Source organism: Citrobacter sp. EC_71, assembly GCF_019584005.1.
Lineage (GTDB): Bacteria > Pseudomonadota > Gammaproteobacteria > Enterobacterales > Enterobacteriaceae > Citrobacter > Citrobacter werkmanii.
Genome location: NZ_VDAY01000006.1, coordinates 1 through 24,184, shown reverse-complemented (window position 1 = coordinate 24,184; position 24,184 = coordinate 1). Strand labels below are relative to the sequence as shown.

Annotated in this window: 20 protein-coding genes; 10 read left to right on the top strand and 10 right to left on the bottom strand. The window is 50.4% G+C overall.

The window, feature by feature from the left end; genetic code table 11:
• Position 1: 1 nt before the first annotated feature.
• Together nfo and FHD02_RS07930 are read right to left on the bottom strand one after the other, a co-directional pair.
• Positions 2 to 859, bottom strand: a complete 858-nt coding sequence (gene nfo, locus FHD02_RS07935) for a deoxyribonuclease IV (RefSeq protein WP_042307296.1) — start codon at positions 857 to 859, stop codon at positions 2 to 4.
• Between the two features lie 65 nt (positions 860 to 924).
• The gene (locus tag FHD02_RS07930; protein WP_137361776.1) at positions 925 to 1,974 is read right to left on the bottom strand and encodes a YeiH family protein; all 1,050 of its coding nucleotides are present in this window, start codon (positions 1,972 to 1,974) and stop codon (positions 925 to 927) included.
• A 244-nt stretch (positions 1,975 to 2,218) separates the two neighbouring features.
• On the opposite strand from FHD02_RS07930, the gene yieE reads away from it, so the two are divergent.
• Both yieE and lysP read left to right on the top strand, forming a co-directional pair.
• The gene (gene yieE, locus FHD02_RS07925; protein ID WP_079223428.1) at positions 2,219 to 3,100 is read left to right on the top strand and encodes a DNA-binding transcriptional regulator YeiE; all 882 of its coding nucleotides are present in this window, start codon (positions 2,219 to 2,221) and stop codon (positions 3,098 to 3,100) included.
• A gap of 195 nt (positions 3,101 to 3,295) precedes the next feature.
• Positions 3,296 to 4,765, top strand: a complete 1,470-nt coding sequence (lysP, locus tag FHD02_RS07920) for a lysine-specific permease (RefSeq protein ID WP_042307301.1) — start codon at positions 3,296 to 3,298, stop codon at positions 4,763 to 4,765.
• Between the two features lie 861 nt (positions 4,766 to 5,626).
• Here the strand turns inward: lysP and FHD02_RS07915 are convergent.
• The 3 genes from FHD02_RS07915 to serB all read right to left on the bottom strand — a co-directional run bounded on the left by FHD02_RS07915 (position 5,627) and on the right by serB (position 10,193).
• Complete coding sequence (locus FHD02_RS07915; protein ID WP_220393789.1) at positions 5,627 to 7,612, bottom strand: ligand-gated channel protein; 1,986 nt, start codon at positions 7,610 to 7,612, stop codon at positions 5,627 to 5,629.
• A 340-nt stretch (positions 7,613 to 7,952) separates the two neighbouring features.
• Entirely contained in the window at positions 7,953 to 9,275 is a 1,323-nt protein-coding gene (locus tag FHD02_RS07910) for an MFS transporter (RefSeq protein WP_137360783.1), read from the bottom strand.
• Positions 9,276 to 9,305: 30 nt separating this feature from the next.
• Entirely contained in the window at positions 9,306 to 10,193 is an 888-nt protein-coding gene (gene serB / locus FHD02_RS07905) for a phosphoserine phosphatase SerB (RefSeq protein ID WP_137360784.1), read from the bottom strand.
• A gap of 215 nt (positions 10,194 to 10,408) precedes the next feature.
• Between serB and FHD02_RS07900 the strand changes: the two genes are divergently transcribed.
• Both FHD02_RS07900 and FHD02_RS07895 read left to right on the top strand, forming a co-directional pair.
• Positions 10,409 to 11,791 carry an L-serine ammonia-lyase gene (locus FHD02_RS07900; RefSeq protein WP_137360785.1) on the top strand — a complete coding sequence of 461 codons (1,383 nt, stop codon included), beginning with the start codon at positions 10,409 to 10,411 and terminating at the stop codon, positions 11,789 to 11,791.
• Positions 11,769 to 12,158, top strand: a complete 390-nt coding sequence (locus FHD02_RS07895; RefSeq protein WP_061382069.1) for a helix-turn-helix domain-containing protein — start codon at positions 11,769 to 11,771, stop codon at positions 12,156 to 12,158. The genes FHD02_RS07900 and FHD02_RS07895 overlap by 23 nt, the downstream gene beginning before the upstream one ends.
• On the opposite strand, the gene fghA is transcribed toward FHD02_RS07895, so the two are convergent.
• Positions 12,159 to 12,995, bottom strand: a complete 837-nt coding sequence (gene fghA / locus FHD02_RS07890; protein WP_042307313.1) for an S-formylglutathione hydrolase — start codon at positions 12,993 to 12,995, stop codon at positions 12,159 to 12,161.
• Between the two features lie 319 nt (positions 12,996 to 13,314).
• Between fghA and folE the strand changes: the two genes are divergently transcribed.
• The 6 genes from folE to mglC all read left to right on the top strand — a co-directional run bounded on the left by folE (position 13,315) and on the right by mglC (position 20,233).
• The gene (folE, locus tag FHD02_RS07885; RefSeq protein WP_003027410.1) at positions 13,315 to 13,983 is read left to right on the top strand and encodes a GTP cyclohydrolase I FolE; all 669 of its coding nucleotides are present in this window, start codon (positions 13,315 to 13,317) and stop codon (positions 13,981 to 13,983) included.
• A gap of 14 nt (positions 13,984 to 13,997) precedes the next feature.
• A complete protein-coding gene (gene yeiB / locus FHD02_RS07880; RefSeq protein ID WP_137360786.1) occupies positions 13,998 to 15,155 on the top strand; it encodes a DUF418 domain-containing protein YeiB in 1,158 nt (385 codons plus the stop codon).
• Positions 15,156 to 15,299: 144 nt separating this feature from the next.
• Complete coding sequence (gene galS, locus FHD02_RS07875) at positions 15,300 to 16,325, top strand: HTH-type transcriptional regulator GalS (protein WP_038641992.1); 1,026 nt, start codon at positions 15,300 to 15,302, stop codon at positions 16,323 to 16,325.
• A 292-nt stretch (positions 16,326 to 16,617) separates the two neighbouring features.
• Positions 16,618 to 17,616, top strand: coding sequence for a galactose/glucose ABC transporter substrate-binding protein MglB (gene mglB, locus FHD02_RS07870; protein ID WP_006683804.1), 999 nt, complete (start codon positions 16,618 to 16,620; stop codon positions 17,614 to 17,616).
• A 70-nt stretch (positions 17,617 to 17,686) separates the two neighbouring features.
• Positions 17,687 to 19,207, top strand: a complete 1,521-nt coding sequence (gene mglA, locus FHD02_RS07865) for a galactose/methyl galactoside ABC transporter ATP-binding protein MglA (protein WP_005129207.1) — start codon at positions 17,687 to 17,689, stop codon at positions 19,205 to 19,207.
• A gap of 15 nt (positions 19,208 to 19,222) precedes the next feature.
• The gene (mglC, locus tag FHD02_RS07860; protein WP_220393788.1) at positions 19,223 to 20,233 is read left to right on the top strand and encodes a galactose/methyl galactoside ABC transporter permease MglC; all 1,011 of its coding nucleotides are present in this window, start codon (positions 19,223 to 19,225) and stop codon (positions 20,231 to 20,233) included.
• A gap of 56 nt (positions 20,234 to 20,289) precedes the next feature.
• Here mglC and preA read toward each other — a convergent pair whose 3' ends face one another.
• The 4 genes from preA to sanA form a co-directional block, all read right to left on the bottom strand.
• Positions 20,290 to 21,525, bottom strand: a complete 1,236-nt coding sequence (gene preA / locus FHD02_RS07855; protein ID WP_137360787.1) for an NAD-dependent dihydropyrimidine dehydrogenase subunit PreA — start codon at positions 21,523 to 21,525, stop codon at positions 20,290 to 20,292.
• The gene (locus FHD02_RS07850) at positions 21,519 to 22,760 is read right to left on the bottom strand and encodes an NAD(P)-dependent oxidoreductase (RefSeq protein WP_137360788.1); all 1,242 of its coding nucleotides are present in this window, start codon (positions 22,758 to 22,760) and stop codon (positions 21,519 to 21,521) included. Before FHD02_RS07850 ends, preA begins: the two co-directional genes overlap by 7 nt.
• Positions 22,761 to 22,993: 233 nt before the next feature.
• A complete protein-coding gene (locus FHD02_RS07845; RefSeq protein ID WP_061382065.1) occupies positions 22,994 to 23,233 on the bottom strand; it encodes a DUF2542 family protein in 240 nt (79 codons plus the stop codon).
• A 2-nt stretch (positions 23,234 to 23,235) separates the two neighbouring features.
• On the bottom strand, positions 23,236 to 23,955 hold the full coding sequence (gene sanA, locus FHD02_RS07840) for an outer membrane permeability protein SanA (RefSeq protein ID WP_038641981.1): 720 nt from the start codon (positions 23,953 to 23,955) through the stop codon (positions 23,236 to 23,238).
• Between the last annotated feature and the right edge of the window lie 229 nt (positions 23,956 to 24,184).

Genomic DNA, 24,184 nt, shown 5'->3' with positions numbered 1-24,184 from the left:
ATTACGCCACCGCTTGTTCTGTTTGCTGGGCTTTCAGCCAGGCAATCTCTTCTGCCCAGATATCCGGATTAATCGTTTCCAGCACCAGCGGAATGCCGTCAAAACGACTATCCTGCATGATCCAACGGAAAGCGTCGTGGCCAATATTCCCTTCACCTAAGCTGTGGTGGCGGTCGACGCGACTGCCAAAGGTGCTCTTGGCGTCGTTCAGGTGCATACCCCGTAAATAGTTGAAACCGACAATACGTTCAAATTCCGCAAACGTCTTTTCGCATTCCTCGACGGAACGTAAATCGTAACCGGCAGCGAAAGCGTGGCAGGTATCAATACAGACGCCAACACGGGATTTATCTTCAACACCATCAATAATGGCGGCAAGGTGCTCAAACTTAAATCCGAGATTGCTGCCCTGTCCGGCGGTATTTTCGATAACTGCCGTAACCCCCTGGGTCTGAGCGAGGGCGATGTTGATAGATTCAGCAATACGCGCCAGACATTCATCTTCCGGGATCTGCATCAAATGGCTGCCCGGATGAAAGTTGAGCAGCGATAAACCGAGCAGCTCACAACGCTGCATTTCATCGATAAACGCATCGCGTGACTTTTCCAGTGCCTCGCTGACCGGGTGACCGAGGTTAATCAGATAGCTGTCGTGAGGCAGGATCTGGGCGGAAGTATAGTGATACTTCTCGCAAGCAGACTTGAAATCATCAATGATTTCAGTGGTCAGCGGCGCGGCGCGCCACTGACGCTGATTTTTGGTGAACAGGGCGAATGCGGTAGCTTCAATTTCTGCGGCCCGAATAGCGGCGTTAGCCAGACCGCCAGCGGCGCTTACGTGCGCTCCAATATATTTCATAAATTAAACCCGCCATACTCAAAAGGGGAGAGTATAGCGGGTTAAGGGAAGTGAGTCGTGATCGTTTATGCCATCAGCGCGTGGATAGCGACGTTAATCGCACCACCACCCACAATCAACCAGACAAACAGCAGTAGCGCCATTAGTAACGGTTTGGCACCGGCTTTTTTCAGGGCGCTCACGTGAGTGGTTAGCCCCAGTGCGGCCATTGCCATTGCCAGCAGCACGGTATCCAGCGTCACCAGCATACTCACTACCGACTGCGGCAGCAGGTGGAAAGAGTTAAAAATCGCCACCACAATGAACAGGATGGCAAACCATGGAATAGTGATTTTGCTCTTCTCACCACCTGTTGCCGGAGACAGTTGTTTTACTCGTGCGGCCAACAGGATGAGGAACGGCGCCAGCATCATGACGCGCAGCATTTTGGCAATCACCGCGGCGTTTTCAGCATCCGGGTTAATGGCGTGTCCGGCGGCAACAACCTGCGCAACCTCATGCATGGTGGAGCCAATGTAAATGCCGTAGGTTTCTGGACTAAACCAGTGCGCCAACAGCGGATACATCGCCGGATACAGGAAGATAGCGATAGTACCGAAGATGACCACGGTGGCGACGGCAACCGTCACTTTACTGGCTTCCGCTTTCACCACTGGTTCAGTTGCCAGCACGGCGGCGGCACCACAAATGCTGCTCCCCGCGCCAATCAGCCAACTGGTGTGTCGGTCCAGACCAAACACTTTCTGCCCCAGGAAGCAGGCAATCATAAAGGTGCTGCTGAGCGTTAACACATCAATTACGATACCGCTGACGCCGACGTCAGCAATTTGCGCGAAGGTGAGGCGGAAACCGTAGAGGATAATCCCCAGGCGTAATAAATGTTGTTTGGCAAACAGCACGCCGCCATCGCAGCTTTTCCAGATTTGTGGATACACGGTGTTGCCGATAACCATCCCAAACAAGATGGCTAAGGTGAGGGCGCTGAACCCGGCACCAGCGACGGCGGGAATGGATCCCCCCCATAAGGCGGCCCCAGTGATAACTGCACTCAGGGCAAGCCCCGGAATAAAATGCCACGCTGTACGACGATGAGTCTGTAAGGTGAGTTCTGTCATATCCTTCTCCTTTATCTGGGTAAAAGAGTACGGCGATGTGGTTTAAAAATAAAATTGATTATATATTTATAATTAATCTATATAAGTGGTATAACCGTCATACTTCAAGTTGCATGTGCGTTGGCTGCGCTCGTTCACCCCAGTCACGTACTTAAGTACGCTCCCGGGGATGCTCTCTCTTGCCGCCTTCCTGCAACTCGAATTATTTAGGGTATAAGTAACGGATATCCGGTGGAAAACGACTATGCATATCACCCTGCGACAACTTGAAGTGTTTGCTGAGGTACTGAAAAGCGGCTCGACAACCCAGGCATCTGTCATGCTGGCATTGTCGCAGTCGGCAGTGAGTGCGGCGCTTACCGATCTGGAAGGGCAGCTTGGCGTACAGCTGTTTGATCGCGTTGGCAAGCGGTTGGTGGTCAATGAGCACGGGCGCTTACTCTACCCGCGCGCGTTGGCGTTACTTGAGCAAACGATAGAAATCGAACAGCTTTTTCGTGAGGATAATGGCGCGATTCGCGTCTATGCCAGTAGCACCATTGGCAACTATATTTTGCCCGCCATGATCGCCCGTTATCGCCATGATTTCCCGGATTTGCCGCTGGAGCTGAGCGTGGGTAACAGCCAGGATGTGATCAACGCTGTCCTGGATTTTCGCGTAGATATTGGGTTGATCGAAGGGCCGTGCCACAGCACAGAAATTATCTCTGAACCATGGCTGGAGGACGAACTGGTGGTGTTTGCCGCCCCGTCTTCGCCGCTAACAAAAGGCCCCGTGACGCTGGATCAACTGGCTGCTTCGCCGTGGATCTTACGTGAGCGAGGTTCCGGTACGCGTGAACTGGTAGATTACCTGTTGCTATCGCATCTGCCGAGATTCCAGATGGCGATGGAGTTGGGTAACTCCGAGGCCATTAAGCATGCGGTGCGCCATGGACTCGGTATCAGCTGTTTGTCGCGTCGAGTCATTGCAGAACAGTTACAGGCGGGCACGCTGAGTGAAGTTCCCGTGCCGCTGCCGCGTTTAGTTCGCACGCTCTGGCGCGTTCATCATCGACAAAAACATCTCTCTAACGCCATTACGCGCTTTTTACATTACAGCGACCAGGTTGCGCAGGGCGAATAACGCCCTCACTGGCGTAATATCACCTCTATGCATAATGGCGGTTTCGTCTTCACCGCCATGCTCCGCCCATTTTCTGCTTTACTTATAATCCGCGGCCAGTCATGAAGGTCTCTTATAACAGTGCATTTGTGCCGGAAGAAAGCCGTTTCGTCTGCTACAATCGCGCCTCATTTTTTGGATGGATAGCATTTTCACATGGTTTCCGAAACTAAAACCACAGAAGCGCCCACGCTACGTCGTGAACTGAAGGCGCGTCACCTGACGATGATTGCCATCGGAGGCTCCATCGGTACAGGTCTTTTCGTTGCATCTGGTGCAACTATTTCTGCGGCGGGTCCTGGCGGCGCGTTGTTCTCGTATATTTTGATTGGTCTGATGGTGTATTTTCTGATGACCAGTCTCGGTGAACTGGCTGCCTATATGCCGGTTTCTGGTTCGTTCTCCACCTACGGTCAGAACTATGTAGAAGAAGGCTTCGGCTTCGCGCTGGGCTGGAACTACTGGTACAACTGGGCGGTGACAATTGCCGTTGACCTGGTGGCCGCACAGCTGGTGATGAGCTGGTGGTTCCCGGACACGCCAGGCTGGATCTGGAGTGCACTGTTTCTCGGCGTTATCTTCCTGCTGAACTACATTTCCGTGCGCGGGTTTGGCGAAGCGGAGTACTGGTTCTCACTGATCAAAGTAACCACCGTGATTATCTTTATCGTGGTTGGCGTGATGATGATTGTCGGTATCTTCAAAGGTGCTCAGCCGGTAGGCTGGAGCAACTGGACGACCGGTGATGCGCCGTTTGCCGGTGGTTTTGCCGCGATGATTGGCGTGGCGATGATTGTCGGCTTCTCTTTCCAGGGAACTGAGCTTATCGGTATCGCGGCAGGGGAATCGGAAGATCCTGAGAAGAATATTCCACGCGCGGTGCGTCAGGTGTTCTGGCGAATCCTGCTGTTCTATGTGTTCGCGATTTTGATTATCAGCCTGATCATTCCGTACACCGATCCAAGCCTGCTGCGTAACGATGTGAAAGACATTAGCGTTAGCCCGTTCACGCTGGTATTCCAGCACGCGGGTCTGCTGTCTGCGGCGGCGGTAATGAACGCGGTTATCCTGACGGCGGTACTGTCTGCGGGTAACTCCGGGATGTATGCTTCTACACGTATGCTTTACACCCTGGCCTGTGACGGTAAAGCGCCGCGTATTTTCGCCAAACTGTCTCGAGGTGGTGTGCCGCGTAATGCACTGTATGCAACTACGGTGGTGGCGGGGCTGTGCTTCCTGACCTCAATGTTTGGTAACCAGACCGTATACCTGTGGCTGCTGAATACTTCCGGGATGACGGGCTTTATCGCCTGGTTAGGGATTGCTATCAGCCATTATCGTTTCCGTCGTGGTTATGTGCTGCAAGGACACGATGTGAAGGATCTGCCGTATCGTTCTGGCTTCTTCCCGCTGGGGCCGATCTTTGCCTTCGTGCTGTGCCTGATCATCACTCTGGGTCAGAACTACGAAGCGTTCCTGAAGGACAGCATTGACTGGGGGGGGGTGATGGCAACCTATATCGGTATCCCACTGTTCCTGATTATCTGGTTTGGTTACAAGCTGACGAAAGGTACTCATTTCGTTCGCTACAGCGAAATGAAATTCCCTGGACGCGTGAAGAAGTAATCTTGTACCTGATGGCACCGTGCTAATCCGACCTACGTAAGATAGTGTAGGTCGGATAAGCCCTCCATGCTGCCATCCGGCAGACAATAACCCCCCCCCGCTACTCACCATGTTCAGTTAACATCTCAGTTTCAGAAAGCATCAACATGTGTTGGCGGGATAATGAACATGCTCTCTCTGAGAAAGGGTTCCGTTCACCTCAGCCGTATCGCTTCTCTGTACACTGAACGCCAGTGAACGTGTTAAGGGTGCTATCGCCGCACCCTTAACAATCCCGGCTCCCGGCAGGAAAATTGTTGCTGCGCAATACCCTCCGCTTATTCCTTCAGGCTACCGGGCCGGGCGCGAGGTAGCGTCCTTGCAAAGCGCGCCCTGAGCCAGCATCCATGCAGGCTCTCCCGGCCTTACGGAAACACGTCGGCAATTTTCAGCCGGACCAGCCCACACCTCACCATCTGAGTTTTTTGGTCTGAACAGCAAAACAGATTTAACTGGAAGTCAGAGCGTTGAAGCGATGACTCCGGTCCGGCTGAAAATCGATGAGTCGTTGACGGCTGACCGGGTCTGCCCGCAGGGATGCGGGCAGAGGGGATGGCCTGCAGGGACGCAGGCTCGGCCCCGACCCGACAGGCAGACGGCATAAGACGAATGAATCGCGCAGCGACGATTTTCCCGCCGGGAGCCTGGGATGCAAGGGAGGCGGCGGTGAGCCTCCCTTGCACGTTCACGGGTATCTGTGATTCAGAGAAGTGATACCGCTGAGGTGAACGGAACCCCGTAGCGGAATAAAATGTTCTCCATACATGCTTAACTAACAGGCATTAGGCATTCACCTTGCCGGGGTTTTTTATTGCGCCAGACTTAGAAGCTGTAAGTCATGCCAACCGTATAACGACGACCATCGAGAACGGTGTCGTAGGTATCATAATCGATTTGCTTATCCAGCACGTTGTATACGCCAGCGGTCATCAACAGATCCCTTGTAGCATAGTAACGTAAACCGACATCGACCTGCGTATAGGATGGCGTTCCCTGTGCCATAGAGGTACGGCTCAGGTACTCAGACGTTTTCCCGCGCAGATTCAGACGGCTCCAGAAACCAAGATCCTGCGTGGCCTGCCAGTCCAGGGTGGTGTTAAACATATGCTTTGGCATTTTGTTTAATGGCTGGCCGGAGAACTGTCCGCTCTTCTGTTCAGATTCCGTGTAGGTGTAGTTCGCCGTCCAGTTGACGTCGGAGGTGATTTTCCAACCGAAGGTGGATTCCACGCCGCGCATATTGGCTTTATCGACGTTAACGCGATCGCTGACGAAATCATAATGGATGCCACCGATGGTGCAGGCCGGGTCAGAACTGCTGTTACAGCGGCGTACTTCGGTAATTTTGTTTTTGAAGTCGGTATTGAACAGGGTCACGCCCGCGTTGAGATCGTTGCCGTTATCCCACAGTAAACCGATCTCTTCGCTCAGGCTTTTCTCGGGCTTCAGATCCGGGTTGCCAACAATGATCCCGTTCAGACGACCGCCGCCGGTAACCTGTCCCCAACTGGCAGAAGACTGACGCAGATCCGGAGCGCGATAGCCCGCAGATACGCCACCTTTTAACGTCCACTGATCGCTCAGATGCCAGACACCGTAACCGCGGGGTGTCCAGTTGTCACCGTAGTTTTCATCTTTATCCATACGCAGACCGCCGGTCAGCGCGAAGGTATCTGTAATAGCCCATTCGTCTTCAGCAAACAGCGCCCAGCTCCAGCGGGTCAGTTTGTTCAGTCCATCAGCAGCTTGCAACTGGTTGCCATTATCGCGCAGTTTCTCATAACGGTACTGTCCACCCACTGTCAGGGTGTGCGCCCCGAGGAAAATCTGGTTCTGATTGTTAAAGATGGTGTTGTAGGACTTCATCTGGCGACCAGGGTTGTCGGTCTCTTCCTGCTGGACATAGCTGGTGGAGTTGAAGTCGTCGTAATAGCCGCTATGGGTGAGTGAATATGTGGTGTGCACATACTTGCTTTCGCTTTTACTGTTGGGCTTACAGCTTCCATTGCGGCAGATTTCTTCAGCCTTGGATTTGCCCGGCGTACTGTCACGATCCTGCAGTTCACGTGCGTAATCGAAGTCGATGTCGTTTTTATCATCCGGCGTGAAGTTCAGGGTTAAACCCCCGTTACGCATACGCTGTTCGTTGTAGCCATTGAGGATTTCATCTTCGGCACGATGAGAGAATAATCCGGTCACCTTCGCACCGAGAAACCCGTCAATCAGCGGCCCGGACGCATAGGCATTGGTCTGGTAAATATCACCGGAATCTCTGTCTTCCTGGAAAGTGGCATCGCCATGCAAGGAGCCGGTCCAGGCTTTGGTATTCGACACTTTTTTGGTGATGACGTTGATAACGCCACCCATCGCATCGGAGCCGTAAAGCGATGACATTGGGCCACGGATGACTTCGATGCGTTCAATGGATTCCAGCGGCGGCAACCAGCCTTGTTCAATACCTGAGTTATCGCTGTTAGGTCGCGTGCCGCGTGTGCTGATGCGTTTGCCATTGACCAGGAACAGCGTGTATTGCGAAGCCATACCGCGAATACTGATATCGCTGCTGCTACCGCCACCGGTGACGACGACGCCAGGGACATCTTTTAGCGCATCGGTGACATCGCGATAGGCTTTGTCTTCAATCTGCTGCTTGGTAATAACAGATATCGACGCGGGGGCGTCCTGAATTTTCTGCTCGAAGCCGGTAGCGGTGACGACGACGGTGTCCTGTTCAGCGGCATGGCCGAGTGATGGGAGACTGGCGACGCATACTGCGGCAGCTACAGCCTTAACGTGAGGTATAGTCATTTGTATCATTCCATTTAAATGAATCAAACTGCGCGTCATGTGAAAGGCCATGACAATTGTATGTATTTGTCTTTTAAGGACTCTTTTCAGTAAAGAAGCGGTGGGATTGTACAAAAGTGAGAATTTTTGTAAACACAAATGATAATAGAAATCATTTGTGTTTGATATTGGTTGGATGGGAGTTGTTTTTAAATCAATAAGATAAGTTAAAAAGAAAAATGGAGAAAAAGTGAAGAAAGCGAGAATAATGAAGAGGGGAAATGTTTTTGATGCTTAAGAATGGCTTACGTTTTTGACTTAAGGACAGCGGCTATAACCCCGCTGTCCTGTTATGGCTGGCTTATAGCCGATGGAATTTGGCGAGTAAGGCCAGTGACAGCGTGGTTAACAGGATGGCGATCACGGCATACAGGTAAACACCAGACCACTCCCAGCTGTTCTTCACTAATATCACCGGTACGCCTGCTAATGCCGCGCCGACATAGCTAAATAATCCCCGGAAGCCGGTTATCGATCCCGCTGCGTCTTTATGAGTAACATCCAGACAACCTACGGCAAAAAGCATATGCGGGCCGTACAGGGCGAACCCCATGATGGTGAAAAGTATGGCCGTAATGGTATATGAAGTATCCTGTACCACTGGGATTAAGATAATACACACGCACAGCATTAAGGCGAATATTAGTCCTGTCATCCAGCGATTACTTTTAAACATAAAGTCCGATAAGTAACCCGCCAGTAGTCCTCCGGCAAGTCCGCCGGCTTCAAACCACGAGATAATAGAGTTGGCCTTAATCAGGCTCCAGCCATGTACCTGCGAATAGTAAATTTGCGGCCAGTCGTTGAGAATGGTGCGGGCAATATAAACAGACATATCGCCAATGATAATAATCCACACCAGCGGGTTAATCAGGATATATTTAACGAAAATCTGCCAAAAGGAGAGGTTGACCGGACTGGCCTTAACCTGGGCAAGTTCTGTCGGATCCTTGCGCCATTCGCCAACGTTAGGCAAACCTAAGGTCCCGGGACGGTCTTTAATCGTAAAGAGCGCAATGATCCCCATCAGCAGGGAGATCGCGCCCGGTACATAAAAACCCATTTTCCAACTGCCGCTCCAGACAATCGCAAAACTGGTCAACAGTGGGGCGAGACTGCCGCCGATATTATGCGCAGCTTCGACGACCGCCCACCAACGCCCGCGTTCATTTTTGGAAAACCAGGATGCCATGATCTTTGCCATTGGCGGAAAACTGGTGCCCTGGAGAATGGCGTTGAGGCTGTACAATACATAAAACGCGGCAACGCTGTCGGAAAAACCAAACAGAATATTGACGATCCCAACGCCAATGAGCACCGGGCCGGTCATGGCTTTCGGATTGATTTTATCAACCAGCATGCCGCCAACAAACTTCATTGACCCATACAGGATGTAAAACAGTGAAGACATGATGGCAAAATCTTCTGCGGTCAGAGCGGTATCAGACAACATTGCCGGCATGGCCGCTGAGAAGTTTTTACGCGTTAAATAAAAGACAGCGTAAGAGATAAAAACCGAGGTAATGATCTCTATCCTGAATTTTTTGTAAGTATGGTCAATCTCTTGTTTTTCTTTTACAACCGGCTTATCAGCCTGGCTGAATATAAACGATTTCAAGCTCATATGAGTTTCCCTTCAGGCAGTGCTCGTGGGTTATAATCCATCTTCGATGAAGAACAAAAGCGACTCGAATCCGTGAAAATTAATTTGATTTGTTATTAACTCTCTGACCGCCGGTTTAGCTTTCCAGGCAATACCCGTGCCTGCATATGTCAGCATGGGAATATCGTTAGCGCCATCACCGCAGGCGATAATATTATGCTGCGGTATCTGCAACGTTTCGGCGAGTCGCTCCAATGTTTTCTGTTTATTATCTGCATTCATGATGGGCGCAGCGATATTATCTGTCAGTTTACCGTCCCTGATTTCAACGGTATTAGAAAAAACATAATCCAGTTGATATTTTTCCTGTAACCTGCGAGTAAAAATGTCTAAACCACCAGAAATAATCGCCGTTTTAAATCCTTTCTGTTTGAGAATTGGCAAAATAGTGGTAATGCCGGGAGAAGCGGTCATTTGATCGCATACGGCATTAATCACATCGATATGGGTTCCTTTTAACATCCCGATGCGCCGGGTAAAGCTGCTATTGAAGTCCAGCTTTCCTTCCATCGCCTGCTTCGTCAGCTCTGCTATCTGTGCGGAGATGCCGAGCACGCGCGCAATTTCATCGACACCTTCTTCTTCGATAAATGTCGAGTCCATGTCGAATGCAATAATTCCTTTCGCTGGAATGATTTGCGGTTTAATGAAAAAATCAAACTGCTGAGCGAATGACGTGATCCGCAGTTTTTTATATATTTCATTTGTGAATGATTCATCTGGTATTGATAATTTAAAATATGATTTATTGATGTGCGTTATATGTGATTGTTCCAGTGTGCACTGATTTTCTTTTGTATCGCAATTTAGAAACGTTTCATGTAACCATACCTGAAGTTTTTCAGGTTCTTTTGCGCTAATAAAATAAATAATTGCCATAAAATCACTCCTGTAAGCTGACGTTATTGTAAGAGATGAGCGCGACGAGTGAATCCAGCTTTATCACAGATGTGAATGTTAAAAAAAAGATAAAATAGTATTGTTTTTTATACCAGCAAATATACAAAATCTGAAAAGTATCGTTTTTGATATATCACTCACGGTCTGTTTCTACTGGCGGCATATTCTATTGTGACCAACAGGATGAGGCTAAAATGGAAAGTTGTGTTGATATTTTTAAAGTCGCTATTGGGCCTTCGAGTTCAAGAACGGTAGGGCCAATGCGTGCTGCGTTTAACTTTATTTCTCAATTAAAGCAGCAGGAGATTTTGCCGCTGACGCGAAAAATTGAGGTTGAGCTATATGGTGCGCTCTCGTTAAGCCGCAAGTGCCATAACGTTGATGTCGCGATTTACCTGGGTTTGTTGGGCCATCAGCCAGATGATGTTGATTTACGTCAGCAAATGGAGGCCATTAAACGTGCTGAACAAAACGGTATTTTGCTGCTCTCTCCTTCAGTTGCCGTGACGGTGACGATTCTGGCTAATCAGCAACCGCATGCCGGTCATCCCTATGCGATGACGTTTCGCGCCCGGGATGATTATTTTACGTTGTATGAAGAAACATGGTTTTCAACCGGCGCCGGACAGGTTCGTAAACCCGGCGCGTCGACGCCCGAGACAGCGGCGCAAGAAAACGTATCTCCTTTTGCTTTTCAGCATGCGGCGCAGCTGCAGGATCTGTGTCAGCGCAATGGTTTATCCGTTGCGGCATTAATGATGAAAAATGAGTTACAGGTGCATTCCCAGGTGGCGTTGCATGACTATTTTGCGCACGTTTGGGTGATTATGCAGCAGGCCGTCCATCGCGGTCTGCATACTGAGGGGCTGTTGCCGGGGCCGTATCAGGTACCGCGCAGAGCCTGCGCGCTGCATAAATCACTGGTAATGAGACCCTCTGCTAACGACTTTCTCACCAACCTCAACTGGGTCAATGCCTTTGCGATTGCCGTCAGTGAGGAGAATGCCGCCGGTGGGCGGGTGGTGACCGCGCCGACCAATGGCGCGAGCGGAATCATCCCGGCGGTCCTTAGTTGGTACGATAAGTTTGTCTGTGAACTGGATAACGCGTCGGTTACCCGCTTTTTTCTTACCGCTGGCGCCATTGCGTTACTGTTCAAACAAAATGCATCTATTTTAGGTTCTGAGGTCGGGTGTCAGGGGGAGATCGGCGTGGCAAGTTCGATGGCGGCAGCCGGCTTAGCAGAACTGATGGGGGCCTCAGTCAGTCAGGTGCTGAGCGCTGCAGAAATCGCCATGGAACACCATTTAGGGCTTACCTGCGATCCGGTTGGTGGGCAGGTACAAATTCCCTGTGTCGAACGCAACGCGATTTCGTCAGTAAAAGCGATTAACGCCGCAACGATGGCGATAAGCCGCATCAGTGAGCCATGCGTTTCGCTCGATGAGGTGATTGCAGCCATGTATGAAACGGGTAAAGACATGAGCGCGAAATACCGTGAAACGTATCATGGCTGTCTGGGAAAAATTCAGCCCAGAAAACGGAGAGGGTGGCATGAAATATCACACCATGAATAATGATGAAATCATCTTGTCATTATGCGCGCGTATCCGGGAAACGCGGATTACTCTGGCGCTGACCCAGCAGCAGTTTGCCGACAGCGCTCAGGTGGGGATTGCCACCATTAAACGTATTGAGAAAGGTGGGGGATTGAATCTCGATACGCTTATCTCCCTGCTGCGGGCGCTGAATAAACTGCATCATCTGGATGCAATCTTATTCGAGTCTGAAGTACGGAATTTTAGTGAAGGACATGAGGGAAGTGAGAGTACGTCGCGATTACAGGTACGCCAACAGGCAGCCGATTTAAATCGCAAAGCGTCCGCGCCGCAGTCAGAAGAGATAAGCTACAGCGCGGCAATAGAAAACACTCTGTATTGGTGATCACTTCAGCAAATACTGAGCATGGAAGCGCAGGTGATCCTCAATAAACGACGCAATAAAGTAATAGCTGTGATCGTAACCCGGCTGGATACGTAACGTCATTGGCCATGCGGTCTGACGTGCCGTTTCTGCCAGTACCGCGGGCTGTAGCTGATCGGCAAGAAACTGATCGCTGTCTCCTTGATCGATAAGCGTCGGAATCGCATCTTCGGGCCTGCTGGCCAACATTAACGCGCAGCTATCCCACTCGGTCCACTGCGATTTATCTTCACCCAGATAAGCGCTAAAAGCCTTCTCGCCCCACGGAACGCGGCAAGGATTAACGATGGGGGCAAAAGCGGAGATGCTGGTGTATTTCCCCGGATTTTTCAGCGCCATAATCAACGCCCCGTGGCCACCCATGGAGTGTCCGCTGATGGCGCAACGATCGCTGACGTTAAACTGCGACTGAATCAGGGCCGGAAGCTCATCACGCAGATAGTCATACATGCGAAAATGAGTTGCCCACGGCTGCTGGGTGGCATTGAGGTAAAATCCAGCACCCTGACCTAAATCGTAGCCATCATCGTTGGCAACGTGATCGCCGCGCGGACTGGTATCTGGCATCACCAGCACAATACCCAGCTCAGCCGCGACACGTTGCGCGCCCGCTTTGGTGGTAAAGTTTTCGTCATTGCAGGTCAGGCCCGACAACCAGTACAGCACCGGAGGCGGGGTATTCTCACGAGGTGGGGGAAGAAAGATGCTGAAGGTCATAGCGCAATTTAACGTGGCGGAGTTGTGACGCCAGCGTTGCTGCCAGCCTTCAAAACAGCGGTGCTCTTCAAGCATTTCCATGCGTGGCTCCTTGTTGTGTTGAACCTGAATATGTTTGCGAATTCACCATAATACAGATTATTCATTGTACTGTGAGTAACTTTCACTTCCGCATTGGGCAAACATACTCCATCATCTATATAACTTTACATTAACACTCCACATCGTCGGGCTGAACGCTACGTGAATTTGGTACGCTGAAAGGCTGTGCCAATTTCAATAATTATCGCGGTGAATACTGGATTATGTGTGCCGCCTCACGCACAATGTTCTGGCTGACACAGCCTAAAAACTTTGCCCCATGCAGGGCAGAGGCGCCACACCTGCAGGAGAAAAAGAAATGTCATCACTCAGTAAAGAAGCGGCTTTGGTTCATGAAGCGCTGGTCGCGCGTGGTCTCGAAACACCACTACGCCCGCCCGTGCAGGAGATGGATAACGAAACGCGCAAACGTCTTATCTCAGGCCATATGACCGAGATTATGCAATTGCTCAATCTCGATTTGAGCGATGACAGTTTGATGGAAACTCCGCATCGCATTGCGAAAATGTATGTCGATGAGATTTTCTCCGGTCTCGATTACGCCAACTTCCCGAAAATCACCGTCATTGAAAACAAAATGAAGGTGGACGAGATGGTTACGGTCCGCGATATCACGCTGACCAGCACCTGCGAGCACCACTTTGTCACTATCGATGGTAAAGCGACGGTGGCGTATATCCCGAAAGATTCAGTCATTGGCCTGTCGAAGATCAACCGCATTGTGCAGTTCTTTGCGCAGCGACCGCAGGTGCAGGAGCGTCTGACCCAGCAAATTCTCACCGCGCTGCAAACGCTGCTCGGGACGAATAATGTCGCGGTGTCGATTGATGCGGTGCATTACTGCGTGAAAGCGCGCGGCATTCGCGATGCGACCAGCGCGACCACCACCACATCTCTGGGCGGATTGTTTAAGTCCAGCCAGAACACGCGTCAGGAATTCCTGCGCGCAGTACGTCATCACAACTGATTAAGGCAGGGGCCATGGAGCGTAATGTCACGCTGGATTTTATTCGTGGCGTCGCCATTCTTGGCATCCTGCTTCTCAATATTAACGCCTTTGGTCTGCCAAAGGCGGCATACCTCAATCCCGCCTGGTATGGCAATATCACCTTAACCGACGCCTGGAGCTGGGCGGTGCTTGATCTCTTCGCTCAGGTCAAGTTTCTCACGCTGTTTGCATTGCTGTTTGGAGCAGGGCTGCATATGCTGCTCCCGCGCGGCAAACGCTGGATCCAGTCACGGCTTACGCTGCTGGTGCTGTTGGGGTTTATTCACGGGTTACTCTTCTGGGACGGCGATATCCTGTTGGCGTATGGCTTAATTGGTCTGATTTGCTGGCGGTTGATTCGCGATGCCCCTTCGGTAAAAAGCCTGTTTAACACCGGCGTCCTGCTTTATCTGGTGGGGATTGGCGTGCTGCTGCTGCTGGGCGTTATCTCTGGGGGGGAAACCAGTCGAGCCTGGACGCCGGATGCCTCAGCTTTGCTGTATGAAAAATACTGGAAAGTGAATGGCGGTCTGGAAGCGGTCAGCAATCGCGTGGATATGATGTCCAATAGCTTGCTGGCACTGGGCGCGCAGTACGGCTGGCAACTGGCAGGGATGATGCTGCTTGGCGCAGCATTAATGCGCAGCGGCTGGCTGAAAGGGCAGTACAGTTTACAGCATTATCGACGTACCGGTGTACTGTTGGTCATTGTTGGGATGGCGATTAACCTGCCTGCTATTATCATTCAGTGGCATCTGGACTGGGCCTACCGCTGGTGTGCTTTCCTGTTACAAGCCCCCCGCGAGCTGGGAGCGCCGTTGCAGACTATCGGCTACGCCGCGCTGATGTTTGGCTTCTGGCCGCAGCTGAGCCGGCAAAAGTGGGTGATTGCCATCGCCTGCGTGGGACGTATGGCATTAACCAACTATCTGTTGCAAACCTTAATTTGCACCACGCTGTTTTATCAATTCGGCTGGTTTATGAAATTTGATCGGCTGGAGCTGCTCTGTTTTGTCATTCCTGTCTGGGCCGTTAATCTTCTTTTCTCCGTCATTTGGCTGCGTTTTTACCGGCAGGGCCCGGTAGAGTGGCTATGGCGTCAATTAACCCTGCGTGCTTCAGGGACATCATTACCACGTACATCCAGATAACGATCTGGATCACATTCATTAACAAAATGGATGTAAGCGCTTTCATTCCTGTGACATCACTCACGCAGTCCGTTTCATTGTGCTGACAAAATACCCAGCCTGGGGTGTCTGTGGCTAACCGCAATCTAAAACAGGGCAGTGAATATGGTAACCATCCGTGATGTGGCACGACAGTCTGGCGTATCTGTAGCGACCGTTTCCCGCGTACTGAACAACAGTGCGCTGGTGAGTCCCGACACGCGTGAAGCGGTGATGAAAGCAGTCACTCAGTTAGGCTATCGACCTAACGCCAATGCGCAGGCGCTGGCGACACAGGTAAGTGACACCATTGGTGTGGTGGTGATGGATGTGTCAGATGCGTTTTTTGGCGCGCTGGTTAAAGCTGTCGATATGGTTGCCCAGCAGCATCAGAAATATGTCCTGATTGGCAATAGCTATCATGAGGCTGAAAAAGAACGTCATGCTATTGAGGTTTTGATTCGCCAACGCTGTAACGCTCTGATCGTTCACTCTAAAGCGCTCAGCGATCGGGAGCTGGCAGAGTTTATGGATCAGATCCCCGGCATGGTGCTGATCAATCGCCTTGTGCCGGGTTACGCCCACCGCTGCGTCTGCCTGGATAATATCAGCGGCGCCAAAATGGCGACCCGCATGCTGCTGAATAATGGTCATCAACGAATTGGTTACCTGGCATCAAGCCATCGTATTGAAGATGATGCGATGCGCAAAGAAGGGTGGTTATCGGCCCTGAAAGAGCAAGGGATTGATGCGGCGGAAAGCTGGATCGGTACCGGTTCGCCAGATATGCAGGGCGGAGAGTCTGCGATGGTGGAGCTGCTGGGGCGCAACTTGCAACTGACGGCGGTCTTCGCCTACAACGACAACATGGCAGCTGGCGCACTGACTGCGTTAAAAGACAATGGAATCGCCATCCCATTACATCTTTCTATCATTGGCTTCGATGATATTCCCATTGCGCGTTACACCGATCCACAACTGACAACCGTGCGCTATCCCATCGCCTCAATGGCAAAAATGGCGACGGAGCTTGCGCTGCAAGGCGCGGCGGGCACGCTAGATCCTGCGGCGTCGCATTGCTTTATGCCGACGCTGGTGCGTCGTCATTCTGTGGCATTGCGGCAGAATGCGGCACCGATCACTAACTCATAAAGTCGAGCTATGTAACCGCTTTCAATATGTGAGTAAATTCACAGTATATTAACAATGTGATGGCTATGATGACACTGTTTGTTGCGCTGTAACTACTATGTAACGGTGAATAATCACTTTCACCGAGGTATTGGTGCCTTAAACAAAAATTAAAGCCAGTTTTTGGAGCGTTGCCAGGCACGGAAGAATTATTTTTAAAAGTGAGCTTCGGCGTTCAGTAACACTTCAGTAACGTTCTGCCTGCCGAGCATTTATCTCAAGTACTACCCTGCATAATAAAACCGGAGATACCATGAATAAGAAGGTGTTGACCCTGTCTGCTGTAATGGCAAGCATGTTATTCGGCGCGGCTGCGCACGCTGCTGATACCCGCATTGGTGTGACGATTTATAAGTACGACGATAACTTTATGTCTGTGGTACGTAAGGCTATTGAAAAAGATGCCAAAGCGGCGCCTGACGTACAATTGCTGATGAATGACTCGCAGAACGACCAGTCCAAACAAAACGACCAGATCGACGTATTGCTGGCAAAAGGCGTTAAAGCACTGGCGATTAACCTGGTTGACCCGGCAGCTGCAGGCACGGTAATTGAAAAAGCACGCGGTCAGAACGTGCCGATCGTGTTCTTCAACAAGGAACCTTCTCGTAAAGCGCTGGACAGCTATGACAAAGCGTATTACGTCGGCACTGACTCTAAAGAGTCTGGCATTATTCAGGGTGATTTGATTGCAAAACACTGGGCTGCTAACCCGAACTGGGATCTGAATAAAGACGGTAAAATCCAGTTTGTTCTGCTGAAAGGCGAACCGGGACACCCGGATGCTGAAGCACGTACCACTTACGTGATCAAAGAGCTGAACGACAAGGGCATTAAAACTGAGCAACTGCAGTTGGATACCGCGATGTGGGATACCGCTCAGGCGAAAGATAAGATGGATGCGTGGATGTCCGGTCCGAACGCTAACAAAATTGAAGTGGTTATCGCCAACAACGATGCGATGGCGATGGGTGCAGTTGAAGCACTGAAAGCGCACAACAAAACCAGCGTACCGGTATTTGGCGTGGATGCGCTGCCTGAAGCGCTGGCCCTGGTGAAATCCGGCGCCATGGCCGGTACCGTGCTGAACGATGCCAACAACCAGGCGAAAGCGACTTTCGATTTGGCGAAAAACCTGGCTGATGGCAAAGGCGCAGCAGACGGCACTAACTGGAAAATTGACAACAAAATTGTTCGCGTTCCGTACGTCGGTGTCGATAAAGATAATCTGGCTGAGTTCACTAATAAATAAATCTCCGTCTGTGGGCGCAATTTCATTGCGCCCTTAATAACGCGCTTTGCAAGGCCAACAAGGTATATTTATGGTCAGCACACATACTCAGTCGTCAGGCGAATACTTGTTGGAAATGACCGGCATCAACAAGTCTTTTCCCGGCGTTAAGGCTCTTGATAATGTTAATTTAAAAGTCCGCCCACATTCGATTCACGCCTTAATGGGCGAGAATGGCGCGGGGAAATCCACATTATTGAAATGTCTTTTCGGTATCTATCAAAAAGATTCCGGTAGTATTTTATTTCAGGGTAAAGAAATCGATTTTCATTCGGCGAAAGAGGCGCTTGAAAATGGTATTTCGATGGTGCACCAGGAATTAAACCTGGTATTACAACGTTCCGTGATGGACAACATGTGGCTGGGGCGCTATCCCACTAAAGGTATGTTTGTCGATCAGGAAAAAATGTACCGTGATACCAAAGCGATATTTGATGAGCTGGATATTGATATCGATCCGCGGGCGCGCGTCGGTACATTATCCGTTTCACAAATGCAGATGATCGAAATTGCCAAAGCCTTCTCCTATGATGCCAAAATTGTCATTATGGATGAGCCGACTTCATCGTTAACCGAGAAAGAAGTTAATCATCTGTTCACCATTATTCGTAAGCTGAAAGAGCGTGGATGCGGTATCGTTTATATTTCTCACAAAATGGAAGAAATCTTCCAACTGTGTGATGAAATTACCGTACTGCGCGACGGGCAGTGGATCGCAACCCAGCCGCTGGAAGGGCTGGATATGGACAAGATCATCGCCATGATGGTTGGACGTTCGCTGAACCAACGTTTTCCTGATAAAGAAAACAAACCTGGTGAAGTGATTCTGCAAGTGCGTAACCTGACCTCGCTGCGTCAGCCGTCGATTCGTGATGTCTCGTTTGATTTGCACAAAGGGGAAATCCTCGGGATTGCCGGTCTGGTAGGCGCAAAACGTACTGATATCGTTGAAACGCTTTTTGGTATTCGTGAGAAATCATCGGGTACGATTACGTTACACGGCAAAAAAATTAATAACCACAGCGCCAATGAAGCCATCAATCATGGCTTTGCACTGGTCACGGAAGAGCGCCGCTCAACCGGTATTTATGCGTATCTGGACATTGGTTTTAACTCGTTAATCTCCAATATCCAAAACTATAAAAATAAAGTCGGCCTGCTGGATAATTCCCGCATGAAGAGCGATACCCAATGGGTGATTGACTCCATGAGGGTGAAAACGCCGGGCCATCGTACGCAAATCGGTTCACTTTCCGGGGGGAATCAGCAAAAGGTGGTTATTGGCCGCTGGCTATTAACACAGCCAGAAATCCTGATGCTGGATGAACCTACCCGTGGTATCGATGTCGGCGCAAAATTTGAAATTTATCAGTTGATTGCCGAACTCGCGAAAAAAGATAAGGGGATTATTATTATTTCCTCTGAAATGCCGGAGCTGCTGGGTATTACCGATCGTATTCTGGTAATGAGCAATGGTCTCGTTGCCGGAATTGTTGACACTAAAACGACAACGCAAAACGAAATCCTCCGTCTTGCGTCTTTGCACCTTTAAGATTAGGGGCTCCTCATGAGTGCGTTAAATAAGAAAAGTTTTCTTACTTACCTGAAAGAAGGCGGAATTTACGTTGTTCTTTTGGTTTTGCTGGCAATTATTATTTTCCAGGATCCCACTTTCTTAAGTTTACTCAACCTGAGTAATATTCTGACTCAGTCCTCGGTGCGTATTATTATCGCATTGGGTGTTGCGGGACTGATTGTTACGCAAGGGACAGACCTGTCGGCAGGGCGTCAGGTTGGTCTGGCGGCAGTGGTGGCGGCAACCTTACTGCAGTCGATGGAGAACGCCAACAAGGTATTCCCGGAAATGGCGACGATGCCGATCATCGTGGTGGTGCTGATTGTCTGCGTCATCGGTGCGATTATCGGTCTGGTGAACGGTATCATCATCGCGTATCTGAACGTGACGCCGTTTATTACCACGTTGGGTACGATGATCATCGTCTACGGGATCAACTCCCTGTACTACGATTTTGTCGGCGCATCGCCAATTTCTGGCTTTGACAGCGGATTCTCAACCTTTGCGCAGGGCTTTATCGCGCTGGGCAACTTCCGACTCTCTTATATCACTTTCTATGCGCTGATTGCCGTGGCCTTTGTGTGGGTGCTGTGGAACAAGACCCGCTTCGGTAAAAACATTTTTGCTATCGGCGGTAACCCAGAGGCGGCGAAAGTGTCTGGCGTGAACGTCGCGCTGAACCTGCTGATTATCTATGCGTTGTCTGGTGTGTTCTATGCCTTCGGTGGTTTGCTGGAAGCGGGACGTATCGGCTCGGCGACCAACAACCTCGGTTTTATGTATGAGCTGGATGCGATTGCGGCGTGTGTGGTTGGCGGCGTGTCGTTTAGCGGTGGGGTAGGGACCGTCTTCGGCGTGGTGACCGGTGTGATTATCTTTACCGTCATCAACTACGGTCTGACTTACATCGGCGTTAACCCATACTGGCAGTACATTATTAAGGGCGGCATCATCATCTTCGCGGTGGCGCTCGACTCACTGAAGTACGCGCGTAAGAAGTAACGATAAAATGCCAAAAAGCCGGTGCAGCGCAATCTGCACCGGCTTTTTTGTCAGCGTTATAATGTTAACGCGTGCTCTTGCTCTCCGGGTTTAAATTTTACTTCACCCAGGTCGATACAGGCGACCGGGCAAACGTGGCCGCACAGCAAGCATCCCACACATTTTTCCGTGTCACAGTGTGGGGTGCGGGTTTGCTCATTCCATTCCATCGCCTGATGCCCGCCGTCATAACAGGAAATGTAGCAGCGTCCACAGCCAACGCATTTATCGAGATGGATGTTCGGGTAGACGATGTAGCTACGGTCAAGATCTTCTGCGGGGATGATATTGGCATTGGCAAGGCCCACCATCTCCTCCAGTGAGTCAAACCCTTGATCGGCGAGGTAATGCGACAGCCCGCTGATCATGTCCTCCACAATCCGATAACCATACTGCATTATCCCGGTGGTCACCTGCAGCGTGGCCGCGCCTAACAGTAAAAACTCGGCGGCATCTTCCCAGGTTTCAATTCCCCCGATGCCGCTAATCGGGAAATCGCGCAGTTCAGGGTGCATGCGCAGTTGCTGAATAAATCGCAGGGCGATAGGTTTTACGGCCTTGCCGGAGTAGCCGGAAATACTGGATTTACCGTTGACGACGGGCATCCCAATTTTCCGGTTCAGATCGATATTGGTGATGGATTTAACCGTATTGATGGTCGCGATACCGTCGGCGCCACCGCGTTTTGCCGCCAGCGCGACCTCACACATATCACCGATATTCGGTGTCATTTTAGCCAGCATCGGCAGGGAAGAGCCGCGTTTAACTGCCCGACAATATTTTTCGACCAGCTCAGGGCTTTGCCCAACATCGCTCCCCATGGCATGTGAGGTCATTTGCGGGCAAGAGAAGTTACATTCGATCATGTCTGCACCCGCCTCTTCGACCAGCCGGGCCAGCTCCTGCCACTGCTGTTCATTTTCGCCCATGATCGATGCAATCAGGACCTTGTCAGGGTAGTCCTGCTTCAGTCGGCGGATCGCGGCCAGATTCTCCTCCAGCGGATGCTCGGCAATTTGCTCCATATTTTTGAAGCCAACAAAGCCGGTATCTTCTTTGGTCAGATGGTCAAAACGTGGGGAGACTTCATTCGCAATAAAGAAACCGATGGTTTTAAAAACAATCCCGCCCCAGCCGGTATCATAGGCTTTGGCGCACATGTCATAGCAGTTGCCCACCGGAGAAGAAGAGAGGCAGAACGGGTTGGGGAATTTGACGCCGCAAAAAGTAATAGAAAGATCTTTCGTTAACATGAGCAAGCTCCCTCTAAGTAGTGATGAATGGCCTGAGCGGCTTCTTTTCCGGTTTTCACGGCGTAAACCACCGTTTTATCGCCTTTTACGATATCGCCCGCGGCAAACAAAGCGGGATCGGCGGTTTGATAATTATGCGTGTCGATAAGATTGCGCTGTGGTTTTAACGCGGCGAAATTTTCAAGCTGAGCATGCTGGCCGACGGCAAGAATAATATGTTCGGCTTCAAGCGTCAGTTCTCCCGGCAAGCGTACGTGTTTAAAAGTAACCCGATTTCCGCTAACCGCCACAGGCGTGAAACCGTCAATAATCGATACCCCTAACGCTTGTGTGCTGCTGAACTCTTTATCGCTGGCTGGGAAATCGGCCAGTTCTTCACGGGCGACACAGGTAACTGACGGACAGCCCAGCAGTTTCAACGTGCTGGCGACATCCATCGCGACATCGCCGCCGCCGATGATCAATGCGCTTTGCGCGACGGTAATATCGCCGCTGGTTTGCCGGGCTCGTTGCAGAAAATCGACGGCAATTTCAACGTGATTGGCCTTCTCAAACAGCGGTAACGTTGAACCGTAAGACATCCCTACGGTAACCAGTACGGCGCGGTATTCTGTTTTGAGTTGCTCAACGGAAAGGGCATCGCCGACTTCACAATTGCATTTGATGGTTACGCCCATCTCAACGATACGAGCAATTTCGTTATCTAAAACAGCATGTGGCAGACGAAACTCTGGAATGCCATAGCGCAACCAGCCACCAGGTTGGGCCTGCTTTTCATAGATAGTGACGTCATAGCCCAAATTGCTCAGCGTTACGCTGGCTTGTAATCCGGCCGGGCCTGCGCCAATGATGGCGATCTTGCCCTGTGTTTTTGTGGCGGGCTGATAAATTTTCATTGCGGTCTGCTGCTCAAAGTCGGTAATAAAGCGTTGCAGACGTGCAATATCAATCGGCTTATCAATGCCTGAGCGTGTACACCCGCGTTGGCACAACTTTTCGGTTGGGCATACCCGGGCGCATACTGCCCCAAGTGCATTATTTTCACGAATAGTTTCGGCTGCACCCTTAAAATTACGAAAATAAATGGAGCGAATAAATTTTCCCGGGTCAGTTTGCGCCGGACAATCCTGGCTACAGGGGGCGTCGTGACATAATAAACAGCGGGAAGCCTCTTTTATGGCTAATAATGGAGTAAAAGCAGGCGTGAGCTCATCCAGATAATTTTGTTGTGGCATATTTTCTTCCTTAATGCGTGAGTAAATTAAGGCAAACCGTTAATAACAAAATATAAAAATTGAAAGGCTATTCTTAAGGCTAAGCACTGCAGGAAGAGTATTCTGTGAAAGGATTCACAAATAGAAGAGTGATGGCGGGAAATGCTGACGGGCAGCATTAATCCCTTACTTTGAAATGGTAACCGTTATCATAATATTAGCTATTCTCAAACACTAATATAAAGATAATATCTTTATCGATAAAAAATTAAGTAAATAACCATACCGAAGGATAAACATCCGCATCCGGCATAAACCAACACATAGGACCAAAATTGCAGGGGTTCTTGATTGCGATAAGCGTATACCGGTTCGCGTGCATTTTTCTTAATTTTATCTACGGCCCCGGTGCGCCAACCTTTCCAGGCCTCACGGAAACAAAACACAGGAATGAGCAGAAAGGCCAACACGACGAAGAGGGTTTGTACATCCATGCTTATTTTCCTTGTTTCTTTTGCAATTCGAGTAATTGTTCAGGCGTAACCGCTGGATACCCCTGCGCATCGTCGGGTACCTGATGCATGGTAGGGATGGGCACCAGTGGGCCTAAAAAACGGGGTTCACGTTTAAAAATATAGAGATCGGCGAGTGCGCCAAAACGCGCGCCGAATTCGCGTACCCGCACGGTAAGCATATCTTTTGGTGAAGGTACCGCATAGCACTGGGCCTGAATGCCCATATGTAGCGCAATAAACAAGGCGCGTTCACAGTGGAATCGCTGAGTAATAATGATGAAATCGTTGGTATCGAATACCTTACGGGTACGCACGATGGAGTCGAGTGTACGGAACCCGGCGTAATCAAGCACAATGTCAGCCGGATCGACGCCTGCGGCAATCAGATCCTTACGCATCGTCATGGGTTCGTTATAGCTTTGCTGCGCGTTGTCGCCGCTCAGCAGCAGATAGTTAACCTTGCCGCTGTTATAGGCGTTCAATGCGCCCTGAATACGGTAGCGGTAATACTGGTTGATAACGCCGGTTCGATAGTATTTTGCCGTACCCAGGACCACACCGACCTGGCGGTAGGGTAAATCCTGTAATTCGTCGTAGATATAGGGGGCAGTCTTCCAGCTCATCCATCTGTCGAGTCCAAGCACAGTCAACAGCAGCAGGCCTGACAGGACTAACAGGCTGTAAAACACGCGCTTTAACATGCAGAAAACTCGTTATTTGGGTGGAATTTCAATCAGGCTACTGTACCGGAAGACGTAGCGCAAGAAACAGCAGTCTGATTGAGGGGATTTTAGTCACTGTAACCCGGTTAGCGCAGTGTATGACCGGATACATAGGTGACAGATCAGACCGGGAACATAGGTAACACTTTTCAGTCTATCCGGAGCACACTCTCGGTTTTTCGGTCGTAGTACGCAAGTGTTATTCCAT

Excerpts from the sequence above, each read along its gene's own strand:
- sanA (WP_038641981.1), bottom strand. The coding sequence starts at position 23,955 with ATGTTAAAGCGCGTGTTTTACAGCCTGTTAGTCCTGTCAGGCCTGCTG.
- serB (WP_137360784.1), bottom strand. The coding sequence starts at position 10,193 with ATGGCAATTATTTATTTTATTAGCGCAAAAGAACCTGAAAAACTTCAG.
- lysP (WP_042307301.1), top strand. The coding sequence starts at position 3,296 with ATGGTTTCCGAAACTAAAACCACAGAAGCGCCCACGCTACGTCGTGAA.
- galS (WP_038641992.1), top strand. The coding sequence starts at position 15,300 with ATGGTAACCATCCGTGATGTGGCACGACAGTCTGGCGTATCTGTAGCG.
- FHD02_RS07850 (WP_137360788.1), bottom strand. The coding sequence starts at position 22,760 with ATGCCACAACAAAATTATCTGGATGAGCTCACGCCTGCTTTTACTCCA.
- yeiB (WP_137360786.1), top strand. The coding sequence starts at position 13,998 with ATGGAGCGTAATGTCACGCTGGATTTTATTCGTGGCGTCGCCATTCTT.
- fghA (WP_042307313.1), bottom strand. The coding sequence starts at position 12,995 with ATGGAAATGCTTGAAGAGCACCGCTGTTTTGAAGGCTGGCAGCAACGC.
- yieE (WP_079223428.1), top strand. The coding sequence starts at position 2,219 with ATGCATATCACCCTGCGACAACTTGAAGTGTTTGCTGAGGTACTGAAA.
- FHD02_RS07845 (WP_061382065.1), bottom strand. The coding sequence starts at position 23,233 with ATGGATGTACAAACCCTCTTCGTCGTGTTGGCCTTTCTGCTCATTCCT.
- mglB (WP_006683804.1), top strand. The coding sequence starts at position 16,618 with ATGAATAAGAAGGTGTTGACCCTGTCTGCTGTAATGGCAAGCATGTTA.
- FHD02_RS07930 (WP_137361776.1), bottom strand. The coding sequence starts at position 1,974 with ATGACAGAACTCACCTTACAGACTCATCGTCGTACAGCGTGGCATTTT.
- mglA (WP_005129207.1), top strand. The coding sequence starts at position 17,687 with ATGGTCAGCACACATACTCAGTCGTCAGGCGAATACTTGTTGGAAATG.
- mglC (WP_220393788.1), top strand. The coding sequence starts at position 19,223 with ATGAGTGCGTTAAATAAGAAAAGTTTTCTTACTTACCTGAAAGAAGGC.
- folE (WP_003027410.1), top strand. The coding sequence starts at position 13,315 with ATGTCATCACTCAGTAAAGAAGCGGCTTTGGTTCATGAAGCGCTGGTC.
- FHD02_RS07910 (WP_137360783.1), bottom strand. The coding sequence starts at position 9,275 with ATGAGCTTGAAATCGTTTATATTCAGCCAGGCTGATAAGCCGGTTGTA.
- FHD02_RS07915 (WP_220393789.1), bottom strand. The coding sequence starts at position 7,612 with ATGACTATACCTCACGTTAAGGCTGTAGCTGCCGCAGTATGCGTCGCC.
- FHD02_RS07895 (WP_061382069.1), top strand. The coding sequence starts at position 11,769 with ATGAAATATCACACCATGAATAATGATGAAATCATCTTGTCATTATGC.
- nfo (WP_042307296.1), bottom strand. The coding sequence starts at position 859 with ATGAAATATATTGGAGCGCACGTAAGCGCCGCTGGCGGTCTGGCTAAC.
- FHD02_RS07900 (WP_137360785.1), top strand. The coding sequence starts at position 10,409 with ATGGAAAGTTGTGTTGATATTTTTAAAGTCGCTATTGGGCCTTCGAGT.
- preA (WP_137360787.1), bottom strand. The coding sequence starts at position 21,525 with ATGTTAACGAAAGATCTTTCTATTACTTTTTGCGGCGTCAAATTCCCC.